The sequence below is a fragment of the Paenibacillus sp. P5_B5 genome (genome assembly GCF_056400365.1).
The window spans coordinates 81,287-94,648 of sequence record NZ_JBFULK010000006.1; the positions used below are offsets into that span (position 1 = coordinate 81,287).

Annotated in this window: 15 protein-coding genes; 13 read left to right on the forward strand and 2 right to left on the reverse strand. The window is 40.0% G+C overall.

The features are described from left to right. Positions 1 to 155: 155 nt before the first annotated feature. A complete protein-coding gene (locus tag AC1DOK_RS10315) occupies positions 156 to 539 on the forward strand; it encodes an iron chaperone (RefSeq protein WP_477554187.1) in 384 nt (127 codons plus the stop codon). 32 nt (positions 540 to 571) lie between these two features. Beyond that, a complete protein-coding gene (locus AC1DOK_RS10320) occupies positions 572 to 1,231 on the forward strand; it encodes a pentapeptide repeat-containing protein (RefSeq protein ID WP_477554188.1) in 660 nt (219 codons plus the stop codon). A gap of 295 nt (positions 1,232 to 1,526) precedes the next feature. Here AC1DOK_RS10320 and AC1DOK_RS10325 read toward each other — a convergent pair whose 3' ends face one another. Then, positions 1,527 to 1,757, reverse strand: a complete 231-nt coding sequence (locus tag AC1DOK_RS10325) for a hypothetical protein (protein WP_477554189.1) — start codon at positions 1,755 to 1,757, stop codon at positions 1,527 to 1,529. 24 nt (positions 1,758 to 1,781) lie between these two features. On the opposite strand from AC1DOK_RS10325, the gene AC1DOK_RS10330 reads away from it, so the two are divergent. From AC1DOK_RS10330 to AC1DOK_RS10350, 5 genes are all read left to right on the forward strand, one after another. Beyond that, positions 1,782 to 2,627, forward strand: coding sequence for an SDR family NAD(P)-dependent oxidoreductase (locus AC1DOK_RS10330; RefSeq protein ID WP_477554190.1), 846 nt, complete (start codon positions 1,782 to 1,784; stop codon positions 2,625 to 2,627). A gap of 2 nt (positions 2,628 to 2,629) precedes the next feature. Further along, positions 2,630 to 4,177 (forward strand): AMP-binding protein, encoded by a 1,548-nt coding sequence (locus AC1DOK_RS10335; protein ID WP_477554191.1) that lies wholly within the window; start codon positions 2,630 to 2,632, stop codon positions 4,175 to 4,177. A gap of 84 nt (positions 4,178 to 4,261) precedes the next feature. Then, on the forward strand, positions 4,262 to 4,438 hold the full coding sequence (locus AC1DOK_RS10340) for a hypothetical protein (protein WP_477554192.1): 177 nt from the start codon (positions 4,262 to 4,264) through the stop codon (positions 4,436 to 4,438). Further along, positions 4,431 to 5,012, forward strand: coding sequence for an ATPase (locus tag AC1DOK_RS10345; protein ID WP_477554193.1), 582 nt, complete (start codon positions 4,431 to 4,433; stop codon positions 5,010 to 5,012). Before AC1DOK_RS10340 ends, AC1DOK_RS10345 begins: the two co-directional genes overlap by 8 nt. A 150-nt stretch (positions 5,013 to 5,162) precedes the next feature. After that, positions 5,163 to 5,933 carry an alpha/beta fold hydrolase gene (locus AC1DOK_RS10350; RefSeq protein WP_477554194.1) on the forward strand — a complete coding sequence of 257 codons (771 nt, stop codon included), beginning with the start codon at positions 5,163 to 5,165 and terminating at the stop codon, positions 5,931 to 5,933. Between the two features lie 73 nt (positions 5,934 to 6,006). On the opposite strand, the gene AC1DOK_RS10355 is transcribed toward AC1DOK_RS10350, so the two are convergent. Beyond that, positions 6,007 to 6,591 (reverse strand): GNAT family N-acetyltransferase, encoded by a 585-nt coding sequence (locus tag AC1DOK_RS10355; RefSeq protein WP_477554195.1) that lies wholly within the window; start codon positions 6,589 to 6,591, stop codon positions 6,007 to 6,009. 280 nt (positions 6,592 to 6,871) lie between these two features. Here AC1DOK_RS10355 and AC1DOK_RS10360 point away from each other — a divergent pair, with 280 nt between their 5' ends. The 6 genes from AC1DOK_RS10360 (at position 6,872) to AC1DOK_RS10385 (ending at position 13,294) form a co-directional block, all read left to right on the forward strand. Then, complete coding sequence (locus AC1DOK_RS10360; RefSeq protein WP_477554196.1) at positions 6,872 to 7,534, forward strand: SGNH/GDSL hydrolase family protein; 663 nt, start codon at positions 6,872 to 6,874, stop codon at positions 7,532 to 7,534. A 195-nt stretch (positions 7,535 to 7,729) separates the two neighbouring features. Beyond that, positions 7,730 to 8,380: a Vat family streptogramin A O-acetyltransferase gene (locus AC1DOK_RS10365; protein ID WP_477554197.1), complete on the forward strand. Its 651-nt coding sequence runs from the start codon at positions 7,730 to 7,732 to the stop codon at positions 8,378 to 8,380. A gap of 255 nt (positions 8,381 to 8,635) precedes the next feature. Beyond that, the gene (locus AC1DOK_RS10370; protein ID WP_477554198.1) at positions 8,636 to 9,634 is read left to right on the forward strand and encodes a YiiG family protein; all 999 of its coding nucleotides are present in this window, start codon (positions 8,636 to 8,638) and stop codon (positions 9,632 to 9,634) included. Between the two features lie 18 nt (positions 9,635 to 9,652). Beyond that, positions 9,653 to 10,687, forward strand: coding sequence for a DUF3829 domain-containing protein (locus tag AC1DOK_RS10375; protein WP_477554199.1), 1,035 nt, complete (start codon positions 9,653 to 9,655; stop codon positions 10,685 to 10,687). Positions 10,688 to 10,791: 104 nt separating this feature from the next. After that, complete coding sequence (locus AC1DOK_RS10380; RefSeq protein WP_477554346.1) at positions 10,792 to 12,570, forward strand: LytS/YhcK type 5TM receptor domain-containing protein; 1,779 nt, start codon at positions 10,792 to 10,794, stop codon at positions 12,568 to 12,570. Further along, positions 12,548 to 13,294 carry a LytR/AlgR family response regulator transcription factor gene (locus tag AC1DOK_RS10385; RefSeq protein WP_477554200.1) on the forward strand — a complete coding sequence of 249 codons (747 nt, stop codon included), beginning with the start codon at positions 12,548 to 12,550 and terminating at the stop codon, positions 13,292 to 13,294. The genes AC1DOK_RS10380 and AC1DOK_RS10385 overlap by 23 nt, the downstream gene beginning before the upstream one ends. Positions 13,295 to 13,362: the final 68 nt, after the last annotated feature.

The following is a 13,362-nucleotide window of genomic DNA, read 5'->3' on the forward strand; positions in this document are numbered from 1 at the left end:
CAGCCGCTTTAAGAGCGGTGGCTATACGGAAGTTTTACGGGTTGACCGCACACCTTGCCGGGGGCGGTCTATTTCTTTTTGTTTAATTGTAGCTTCTAACTGATTAGAGTATATTTAGGAAAATACTACTAATTGGACCCATGAAAGGAGAAATCATGGAGAAAATCACTTATCAGTCAATTGATGAATATATTTCACAATTTTCACCTGAGGTGCAGGAAATTCTTCAAACGTTAAGAAGAGTTATTAAGGAGTCGGCGCCAGATGCAAAGGAGAAGATCAGTTATCAGATGCCTACTTTTGATTTGCATGGAAATCTGGTGCATTTTGCCGCATTCACAAAGCATATCGGATTTTATCCGACTCCAAGCGGAATTGCTACATTTCAACATGAGTTGTCCCCGTATAAATCGGCTAAAGGATCCGTACAATTTCCTATTGATAAGCCGCTGCCATATGATTTAATACGCAGAATAGTAGAATTTAGAGTTGCTCAGAATATCGAAAAAGCCGAATGCCAAAAAAAGAAGAAGTTGTAGGTAATTGATTCTCTGTAAAGGATGTGCTGATGTTGGCCGCTAAAGTGAAAATCCAGGCGCCTAAGCTGCCGCGTGTATTTGAGCCTCTTAAATGGGATTTGGAGAACGTGCTTGAAGAGCGCGAACTGGCTAGGGTCTCGATTCACGATTCACATATTGAAGACTTGGTTATGGATAAAGGCAGAATAGATTGCGTCGTATTCTCGAATGTTACTTTTACGAATACGTCATTCTTTAATGCGGAGTTTACGGATGTTATTTTTGATAAATGTGATCTGTCGAATGTTGATTTTACCAATGCCGTCATCCACCGCGTGGAAATGCGAAATTGCAAGCTATTAGGAACAAATTTCACTGGCGCCATGCTGAAAAACATTCAATTGCTGGAGTGCTTTGCGGATTATTCCAATTATCGGTTTGCAGACTGCAGCCACATGAAGTTTCAGGAATGCTCACTCAATCAGGCTGATTACTATGAGGCCAAATTTCAGCACGTCGTATTCGATCGTTGTCCATTAAACCAGGCGAATCTGGTGAATGTTGATCTCAAAGGCATGGATTTAAGCACCTGTACCTTCGATCGACTGATGGCATCTCCAAACCTGCTCGCTGGATGCGTAATTGATTCCAGCCAAGCGGCTGCATTTGCCAAGCTGTTAGGGTTAGTGTTCAAGGATGAAATGGAGGAGTAGAGTAATAGTTAGTGAATTGTCGAAGTCAGTTAGTCCATTGGAGGATTTTGGGAGAGGCTGCTGTTTCACTAATTCGAATCATTACAAGGGGTTCCGAGAACTCTTACACTTTTTCTTTGAGATATTGCATGTATAATTTCCCAGTATTATAATTAAAATAAGAACAGAGGCTGTGTTGCTGCACAAGCCTCTGTATACAATAGCCGCTTTAAGAACGGTGGCTAGACGGAAGTTTTACGGACAGACCGCAAACCTTGACCAGGGGCGGTCTATTTCTTTTTGTTTAGGTATATAATCAAGCGCAGTCTAATGCCCATTGTGCAGCGGTTTGATGATTGACACCTTTCAGGTATTCTTCGATTGCATCCTTCGTATCAGAATCTACAAACTTCGACTTTGCCATTGTAATTACACCGACTTTCCTTGATTGTTGTACTTCTATTATAACGATAATTCCACAAATTGGGTTAGGAATATGGTATGTTGATAGAGAATAGGAGACCGAATGAATCTGGATTTGCTTCATGCTCTGGGTCGGAAGGAGTTCCACATGCATACCTATAATTTTCGCGAAAAGTTATTATTTCCACCTACGTCTATCAATGAGAAGAAGCTTAGAAGCCAATTAGAAGGAAAGACGATTCTAATAACTGGAGCAAGTTCGGGGATTGGGGAGCAGTTAGCTTATTTGCTGGCGGATCTGAATGTGCATCTCATTTTAGTGGCTCGAACAGAGGACAAGCTGCTAGCCATGAAGCGTGAAATTGAACTAAAAGCTGCCCGAGTTAGTGTTTTCCGAGCGGATCTTCGGAATAAGGACGAGATGGAAGGGCTGATCGCCTTTATTCAGCAGCTACCTAACGGATTGGATTATATCGTAAGCAATGCTGGTATTTCGATCAGGCGCTCGATTCACGATTCCTTGGATCGTTATCATGATTTTACTCGGACGATGGCGATTAATTATTTTGCACCGGTTCAATTGTTGCTGGCAATCATTCCTCTTTTGCAGAAAAATCAGGGTCATGTCATCAACGTATCAACGGTTAACGTTCTATTATTGCCCATCCCCCATTGGGCTGCTTATCAAGCATCGAAGTCCGCATTCGACACCTGGTTTCGCTCTACGGCGCCAGAGCTGAATGCGATGGGGATTTCCACTACTTCAATCTATCTTCCTTTAGTCAAAACACCTATGATCCTGCCGACACCAGCTTATCAAGACCTGCCAGCCATGAGCCCGAAACATGTTGCTCAAATCATTTGTAAATCCATGTACACACGAAAACGAATCTATAAGCCGTGGTGGATTATTTTTGGGCAGTGGGCTTCCATCCTGTTCAGAGGGATATGGGAGTTATGGACTCCGGTACGATTGCGAAAAAGGGGAAAATAACGATGAACTTCATGAACTTGGTGCATGTACTTTACAAAATCAAACTGCTTACTCCTCTCGGACTCGTTCGCTTCATTTCTGCGGTATGGAAATATGGCATTAATATAATGGCTCTGCTAGGCTTTGCAGCCAAAACTCATGGCAATAGAGTCGCGTTAGTTGATGAACATGAAACGTTAAGCTATCAGGAATTGCTGTCGCAATCAGAAAAGCTGGCATATCTTTTACAACAACAATATGGCATTCGAAGCGGTCAAAAAATAGGTTTATTGTGCAAAAATCATGCATCCTTGGTGAAATCCATGTTTGCTGTATCGAGGCTTGGAGCCGATATCTACTTGCTTAATGCTGAAATGAGCAAGAGTCAATTGGACAACCTTGTGGATTCCTATGATTTTCAATTAATCATCTATGATAGTGAAATAAGTTCTTTGATCGAGCAGTCCAATTATACAAAAGATAAAATTCTAAGCTATCATGACCATTTACCAGCAATAAGCAGCTTACTGACCACTCAAATGAATGGCAGACCCAAGCTACAGCGAACCTCATTGAGTAAGCTCGTCATTTTGACGGGAGGGACTACAGGGAAATCCAAAGCAGCAGCGCACCAACCATCGATGTTCAATTATATAAACCCTTTTATCGCATTAATTACTCGGCTGAATCTTTTACACTATCGTATGGCTTATATTGCGACGCCTATTTATCACGGCTATGGTGTGGCTGTATGCTTGTTATTCATCGCAATGGGCGCAAAAATCGTGATTCGCAAAGGCTTCGATGCAGCAAAAGCATGTGATCTCATTCACGAGCATCAAGTCGAGGTCGTAACTGTAGTGCCGTTAATGATCCATAAAATGTTGAAGCATAATGCGGATCATTTAACATCTCTGTCCTGCATTGCTTCAGGCAGCGCAGAACTGAGTCCGAAGCTTGTAGAGGAGACACGCAGCAAGCTAGGCGGTATCTTCTTATACAATCTGTACGGCACTTCGGAAGCTGGCTTGAATATGATCGCAACACCGCAAGACTTGAAAAATGCAGCGACTACAATCGGCAAGAAAATAAATGGCGTTAGGGTAAAAATCGTTGATGATCATAACAATGAGGTCGAGATCGGTAAAGTAGGTCAATTTTGTATCAAAAATAAGTGGTCCAAAACAAATGGTCCTGATGTTTGGATCGAAACAGGCGATCTGGGCTACCGAGATCAGCATGGGTATTATTATTTGTGCGGCAGAGTAGACGATATGGTTGTCTCAGCCGGCGTAAATGTTTACCCGATTGAACTGGAGCAAATACTCCTCAAACACCCTCAAGTAGAGGATGTTGCTATTATTGGGATTAGCGATGAGCATTTTGGGCAACGATTGCAAGCATTTGTCCTTCTAACAAGCCATTCTAGCGTGACACAAGAGGAACTTCTGGAATGGTTACGCCCTAGAGTTGCGAGATTTCAGATGCCGAAAGAAATTACCTTTGTTGATTCTATGCCGTATACGCCTATTGGGAAGTTGGATAAGAAGCAGTTAAAGGGCGTAATGTGAAAAGTGAGTCTTCAATTCATATTTTCCATATTAAGTATGCTATAATGGCGTCAAGATCTTATATGGGATGGAAGGTGAAATATCATGGATCGTTTTCAAGATTTACAAAAATTAATCAAGCTCACAGGAGATCGAGCAAGACTGGATGCAAAAGCAAATGGAACTTACATTGTATATAAGACGGATAAAGGTCAGATCGTCAAAGAATATGCAAATGGTGAGATCGTACCAATAAATGATCCAGGGGTGTCTCATGAATGAACACTCTGCAATGATGTATGTATTCGCAGGGAATAATGGCAGCGGAAAAAGTACAATTCGTAATTTGATTGTGGATCAACTTGGCATAAGTATTAACATTGATCCAGATGCATTGGCCCGAGGGATTGATGCCGAACATCCAGACCGTCACAGGATATCTGCAGGAAAAGAAGCGATATTACTTGCTAGGGACTGTATACGCTATAATCGTAACTTTTCTGTAGAAACGACATTGGCTGGCGGTAATGTAATACGACTAATGCGTGATGCCAAGGCGAATGGTTTTATAGTGACGATGTTTTATGTTGGACTTGGTGATTATCGATTAAATATTGATCGGGTTGCAACACGGGTTAGAAATGGTGGTCACAATATCCCCTCAGAAGACATTATAAGAAGACATACAACATCAATGCAAAATTTGCATTCTAATATACATCTTATTGATCATTTAATTGTTATTGACAATAGCAAAGCAACTGGCGAAATTGTGTTACATGTAGAACAACGTGTTTTGAAATACGAGGTTGATCCACTGCCATTATGGGTTCAAAGTATTAGGCAGTTTTTTTAAAATTAAACAATAGAGATCGAAACGACCAGTATGATCATGAACTGGTTGTTTTTATTTTGATTTCATATTTTGGGAATCATATTGTAGTTTTAAGACTCACCCGATATAATAGGAACATAAGTTCGATATTTGTTTTGTGAGGTGTAGGAAATGCAGGAATTTAGATTGAAGAACACAAACGCTCGTCTGCGTTATCACGATTTTCCTGGAGAAGGTATGTCGATCCTTTTTATACACGGGTTAGGGTGCGCAGGTTCGTTCGACTATCCGCAGGTTGCAGCGCAAGAAGAACTATCCGGACATAGGCGCATCCTTGTCGATCTGCTTGGATCAGGCTTTAGCGATAAACCGAATGACTTTGGATATTCAGTAGGCGACCATGCTGACTATCTATTGGACTTTGTCTCTTATCTGGGGCTGGATCAATTTATTCTATTTGGCCATAGTCTTGGTGGTGCAGTGGCACTTTCTTTGGCGAATCGGTGCAGGGATCGTATTGCCAAGATCATTCTAAGCGAGGCAAATTTGGACAGTGGCGGTGGCTTTATAAGCAAAGCTATTGCGGCATCCAGCATGGCGGATTTTATGGTGCAAGGGTTTCAGAACCTCATTCAAGAAAATCAAAAAGCATTAAATGAGATGTGGGCTGCCAGCGTTTCCGTATCGTCCCCAAAAGCCATTTACCAGTTATCGAAATCTGCAGTCGAGGGAGAAACGCCTGCTTGGAGAGACATCCTCTACTCGTTAAATTGCCCCAAAACATTCATCTTCGGAGAAAACTCGCTCCCGGACCCCGACATGCAAGTATTGGCCGAACATGGTTTACATATTGAGGTTGTCAAAAACGCAGGTCATTCTATGGCATGGGAAAACCCAAAGGGATTAGCTATGGCTATTAGAAATGGGATCGTAAATACATAAACTCCACAAAGACAGACGCCCTGCCGGCTTAAAGAGGTCAGCAGGGCGATTTTGCGTGTGGCTGTGCAAATATTTAAAACTCTACACCACGAACTTTAGAAAATACCATTGTATCACTTAACGAACCATCAGCTTCACACGTATCTTTGCGAAGAATTCCATCCAAAGCAAAACCTGAACGCTCCGCAACACGTGCACTTCGAATATTGCGCGAATCACAACGAATTTCAATACGATTTGCTTGTAATTCCTGTATTGCAAAATTCGTAATCGCATCCACTGCTTCCGTTATATATCCTTGTTTGCTGCAAGAGGTACGCACCCAATATCCAATTTCAAACTTCCGCGATTTCCAATCGATCCGGTGAAGACCACTGCAGCCAATTAATTGACCAGTCTCCTTGTGGAATAAATGCAGCCTCAAATCAGTACGCTCCAAGAATTGGATTCGAGCTCGTCGCATGTTTTTTTCAGTCTCTTCGACTGCAGGAATGTTTTGAGCCCAAGGCATCCATGGACGTAATTCCTCAATACTTTCGATAACCGCAGCATTTACATCCTCGCCATCTCCCCATAATGGAGCCCGGAGCAGCAGACGCTCACTTTCAAAACTCTCAGGTACTGACAACATAATCGGATCAAAATTATTAGTGCTCATATACCCAACTCCCAGAAAATATTTCCAAACAATATAACATGGGGGGTGTTGGTTTTTCAAGGTTTTTTATGTTTAGAGACGATTCTGGAAGTTCAAAGGACGGCCGAGACAGATTTTTCGATTTTCTTTTCTACAGCAGGAGAAAGCTTGAAAGAGGAATTGACTTCGACTCAAAATAAGGTCGGAAATCACCTATCAGAACGACTTCTATTTGATAGATATCGGTATTCAACTATGTCATAATGGAATTAAGCTTTTTATTTTTCTGGAGGTGAGACTTATGTTGGTTGTGGGATTTGGCGATAGCATTACGGCAGGAGTGTTTTTGTCGACAGAGGATACATTCTTTTATAAGTTAAGCCTTAAATATGGATTTGACATCTACAATGCAGGAGTTGCAGGCAATACGACTTCGCAAGCGATGGCCCGGATGCAGGCGGACGTTATGGATAGGAGTCCGAATATTTGTATTATTGAGTTCGGTATGAATGATCACGTGGCTACGGAAATAGACAAGCAGGCTGTGAATAAGGCAACATTTGAGGCCAATTTAAAGATGATGATTAACAACCTTCTAGAGATAAAATGTGTGCCGATTCTTTGCACGATTTCGCCAATTATCGAGGGGAATGCTGATGAATACTACTATAATCGGCATCCGCAGGACTGGTACCGAACGCCCTTGGGTGCGCAGGCTTGGATTGATCAGTATAGCCAGATCATTCGCGATGTTGCCGCTGAAATGAATGTACGACTGGCGGATGTAGCGGCAAAGTTCGCGGATCATCTTGAGCATGGCGGGACGCTGACGGGCAAGAATGGTGTTCTACGCAATCTTGATAATGCAGACGCTGATGACGGCGTGCATCCGACACCCGGCGGCCATGACCTGTATTTCTCCGCGATCTCAGAACAACTAAATACGATCAAGATTGGATGTTAATCACCGCTTATGTGGTGATTTTTCTTTTGAAGTGATATAGAATTTAAAGATGAGATGTGATAGTATTCCTCGAGTATATATCTCAATAATTGTTTTTTTGGAGTATGCTATTTGAGGTTATAGATGATAGTTTAGAAAACGGTTTAGCTTATTTGAAGGGCAAGGTTAATAACGTATTAGAGAGGAAGTTTAAGTATGACGATAGCTCCGGATAAAAATAAGCTTTATCCAAATGAAAATATTAGAACAGTTTGTTATATTAAAAATTTACCAAGCAGGCCAAATGTTGAGATAGGCGATTATACATACTACAGCGACAATACAAACTCACCAGAGAATTTCTATGACAATATTCAGCATCATTATGAATTTTTAGGTGATAAGCTGGTTATAGGTAAGTTCTGTGCCATGGCTGAAGGGGTTACTTTTATTATGAATGGTGCTAATCATCGGATGGATGGTTTAACAACATACCCTTTCAATATTTTTGGCGGAGGCTGGGACAAGGTTACTCCAACCATAGAGCAGTTGCCTTTCAAAGGCGATACTTTGATTGGTAATGATGTATGGTTAGGACAAAATGTAACGATTATGCCGGGGGTGAAAATTGGTGACGGTGCAATTGTTGCTTCGAACGCAACGGTAGTAAAAAATGTTGAACCATATACGATTGTTGGCGGTAATCCTGCACATGTTATTAAGAAGCGTTTCAGTGATGAGATGATTACTTTATTACTCAAGCTTGAGTGGTGGAACTGGGATGAGTATAAGATATTTGAAAATCTTGAGCAATTAGTATCGGTTAACGATATTGCTACACTAAAGAAGCTACTGAATGAGGAGTAATTCTTTCATTATAACGGATTCATAGCCCATTCGAATGAATGTGCTCCGATATTTTTGGGGACATGTTCTATCAAACTTCCTTTCACAAATTAAATGAACCGCATGTCATTTTTAATAATGATATGCGGTTCATTTTGCATGGGGCGATAGGATTTTTAGAGCAAAAATTAATGAATTTTCCCTTTGTGGTCGATGTAGATATTTGTAATGGAATGATGTGCTTTATAATCAATTGAAATTAAGGAGTGTAGTGTTTTGAAGAAATTATTATCCGTTTTTTCAGTATTAATTGTATTGTCTGTTCTTTTGATTTCCTGTGGTTCTCCGGAGAAGGAAAAGGAAGAAAAAAGTGATTCAGCAGCAGATGTAGGAAAATACAATTCCTATGTAGGCATAAGCAATTATATCACGGGATGGCTGGAGTCAAGTATTTACGGATATATAGAGAATTTTGGATTTGAAGAAGAGATTAAATTTAAAAAAAATTTTGACCCGAAAAAGTTCAATGGTATGATCTTGACTCCAATTGTCAAAGGCAGTTTTGATCAAGTGGAAGAGGCGCTGGCATATACGTCTAAGAAGCCTTCTTTCGGTGCAGCAGATGAATCTATGAAGATTTTACTGCCCAAAATGAAAGATTACTTAAATACAATAAATGAAGTAGACACCTATTATCGTTCAAAAGCCTTTGCAGAGGATAACTTCGCAAAAGGAAAAGAATTACATAAAAAGTTCTATGCTATGTACAACGAATACTGGGATTTAGCTGATAAGTTTTTCATAGATCTCTCTGAAATAACGAAGAAAAGGCAACAGGTAGACTTGGAAAAGTTAAAGAAGGAGGATTATCTGGTCAGATATTATGCGAAAAGCATTGTAATAAAAGCGAAGGAAATTCAAAGTGATTTTGACTTAGCTAAGGTAAATGACAGTAACTTACTGGATTATGACGCCAATAAATACAAAGAAAGGTATGACTTATTAACGGAAGATATGAATAAGTTCTTGGAATACGCCAAGGACAAGTCGAGACTTGAAAAAGAAGGCCTTGGATTTTTATGGAGATTTGATGAGACCATACCGGAAGTGAAGGCAAGCGCTACAGATATCATGCAGGTCTTACAAACGAAGAGTACCAACTCAAACAAGCCTTCTGACGGTAAAGTAAAATCACGTGAGACAATAGGATATCTGGAGAATTACAACAAAAAGGTTTCTAGTTTAATTAGCTGTTATAACAATATGATTAAGTAAGCTATGGGGATGAGTATAGTGAAAAGAAAATTAGTCATGATGGTGGTGATGCTTGTACTGTGTAGCGTGCTTACTTCTTGTGATAATAGGACAAAGGAAGATAAGGAGACACCAAACATAAATGTGGCATCCTCCGACATGGACAAGTCTTTGCAGGATGAATCCATGATAAAGAAGTATACGGCGTATACGAAGCTGAATCTGCTTGTGACTGGGAAATTGGAAAGTTGTTTACGTTTTTACTTTGGTAAGTTCGGAGCAACAGAAGAGTTTAAGGTGGACAGTCGTACAAGCCTAAGTAATGGGATCTTCCTGGAGCTTAACAAAAAAGATATGACCGGAGTTGAAGAATACGCGTCAAAGGAGCCATCCATTGCAGGGGTCGACAGTTCTGTAAAGGAGATGTACCCGAAACTCAAGGAATTGGTTCAATCTCTGGAGGAAGCTGATTTATATTATAAGATGAAGTCTTATGTAGATGATAATATGGCAAAAGGAAAAGAATTGCATAAGAAAATTTATTCTCAATCTCAGGAAGTAAAACCACTAGCTGCAAAGTTCACTTCTGAACTGGCTGCAGATTTTTCTAAGAAGAGTAAGGCGGAATTGAATAATCTGGAGAAGAAAGATTTCAAGGTGAAATACTATTCTTTGAGAAGTGTTCTGAGTGCTATGGAGTTAGAGGATGAAATCGTCAGACAAGGCATTTCTTCTGGAAATCTGAAAGATCTAGATATGGAGAAGTTCAAAGAAAAGTATAACTTTCTGGTTGAGCACACAAATAAGTTCCTAGAAATTTCCAAGGATCTAGAGCAGTTGAAAAAGGAAAAAATTAATGAATCCACTGCATACGTGAGTGATTTTCGGATTTCAGTCATGAATACAAAAGCAGCCGCTACAGATATGATCATAAGGGCAGAGGCAGAAAAGAATGCAAAGGTTGGAGCGGCAAAAGATATTTCGCGTGTGGAAAAAGAAGTAGGAACCCCAGAAAATTATAGTAAGAAAATCAAAGAGAGTATCATACAATATTTAACAAATTTAACCAAATAGTTGATGGTAGAAATGCACGTCTTAGTATAAGCAACAAATCTTTATTTTTTGTTATAAGATTAGCCTGATTGATGTAAAGGAATAAATAGAACGGATGGATGAATGTGTTACATCTACTGCCTTTCATGATAGAAAAAATAGGAATTATTGTGATCGTAGCTTTTTTACTTTCTCAAATGAAATCATTTCGTCAAATTGTACAAGGGGAACACAAAACAAGTGGGAAAATTCAACTCACCATCCTGTTCGGAGCCTTTGGAATTATAAGTAACTATACGGGGATCGAAATCCATCACAATGCAATTGCCAACCATAGTTGGTTAGTTACTATTGGTTCGGATAATGCAATTGCTAACACGAGAATCATGGGTGTTTTCATTGGAGGCTTGATAGGAGGACCCGTAGTAGGACTCGGAAGTGGGCTGATTGCTGGTATACATCGCTATTCATTGGGCGGCTTTACTGCTGCAGCCTGTGCAATTTCAACCATTTTGGCTGGAGTTACTGCGGGATATATAGGGAAATGGCGCCGGAAATTTAGAAAAATTACCCCCTTATTTGCCGTAACAGTAGGGATGACATTAGAAGCAGTTCAAATGATGATTATTTTGTTGCTAGCAGAACCATTCGTAAATGCTTGGGAGCTTGTTCAGGTAATTGGACTGCCGATGATTATTGGAAACGGTTTTGGGACGTTGTTATTTGTTTTTATTATTCATTCGATACTCCGTGATGAAGAACGGACCCGTGCGTTTCAAACAAATCGTACGTTTCATATTGCGGATCAAACGCTACCCTTTTTTAGACAAGGACTAAATCCGGTTTCGTGTAAAGAAATTTCCAAAATTTTGCTCTTAGGAACGGATGCAGACGCAGTTGCTATTACTGACGACCACAGGGTACTCGCTCATGTGGGTGCTGCGTCTGATCATCATACGCCTCTTGAGGGATTGGCAACAGGTTTAACTAAAAAAGTGCTTGAACAAGGTGTAATCCATGTAGTCAAATCAAAAAAAGATATTTATTGTTTTCAAGAGGACTGCCCCTTGCAGGCAGCGATTGTGATCCCATTGAAAGTCCATAGTACAACGGTTGGCACACTCAAAATGTATTTCACAAATCCCGAAAAATTAAATGAAATTCAGCAAGAACTAGCTGAAGGCTTAGCTAATTTATTTTCTACCCAGTTAGAGTTAGCTCAAGCTGAAAAACAAACGAAGTTGTTGAAGGATGCGGAAATCAGAGCGTTACAAGCACAAATACATCCACATTTCTTATTTAATGCGATTAATACGATTTCTGTATTATGTCGTACTGACGTCGAAAGAGCGCGAGAACTACTCATTGATCTGAGTGATTTTTTTCGTAGTAATTTGCAGGGTGCACGTCAGTTACTTATTCCTCTAGAAAAAGAATTAGAACATGTTGAGGCCTATTTATCATTAGAGCAAGCCCGATTTCCGAATAAGTATCAAATTGTTTTGGATATAGAACCAGGTCTTGAGACGGTTCTTCTGCCTCCATTTTCCTTGCAGCCATTAGTGGAAAATGCGATTCACCATGCTTTTTCAAATATTAAGAGCAGCGGGAAAATAACCATAAGGATTTTTGCCGAAAATGAATGCATGAATATTGAAGTTGAAGACAATGGGATAGGTATAAAGTGTGAGAGAATGAGAGCACTTGGTCAGCAAATTGTAGATTCTAAAAAAGGTACAGGAACGGCAATTTTTAATATTACTGAACGTCTGGAAGGCATTTATAACGGGAGAGCTTCACTAATTATCCGAAGTGAAGTAGGAAAAGGCACGATAATTCAAATGGCCATCCCCCTTGATCGTAAAGGAGATACTGAGCATAATGCTGAAGGCTTTTATCGTTGATGATGAACCACTTGCAAGAGACGAATTGAAGTATTTGCTGCTTCGAAGTAAACAGGTAGAAATCGTTGGCGAAGCAGATTGTATAGAAGACACACTTAAACAGATATCATTAGTGAACCCGAATGTTGTATTTTTGGATATACAGCTTGCGGAGGACAGTGGATTCGAATTGGCCAAACAATTGCTTACCTTTAATCCGCCCCCTGCAATTGTTTTTGCTACGGCCTATGATGAATATGCTCTACAGTCATTTGAAGTAAATGTCGTGGATTATATCTTAAAACCATTTAATGAAAAGCGAATCCAGCAAACATTAGAAAAAATTCAGAGTATGCAAAGAATCTCGGAGAAGGATAGGAATAGCCATACTTCCCCATCAGCCATTCCCGTTGAACAATTTGGTAAATTAGCTGTCTTAGTTGATGAACGAATCGTCATAATCGATTGTCAGATGATCGTGTTCGTAGGTTCGAGTGAAGGTAAATGTGCAATAAAGACGTTGGACAAAGAATACAAGGTGGGCGATTCGCTCATTATGTTAGAAAAAAAGCTCAATCCACATCGATTTATTAGAGTTCATCGTGGGTTCATCGTTAATATCGATCATATATCTGAAATTCAGCCTTGGTTTAATTCCACTTATAATCTAATCATGAAAGACGGATCTAAGATTCCAGTAAGTCGTACCTATGTGAAAGATTTAAAGCAACTCCTAGGCTTTTAGCTTAAAATTGTAAGCGCTTTTGTATTTTGATGTTCTATTTTTGTAATCCACCTCCGCTTTTTTGTGCT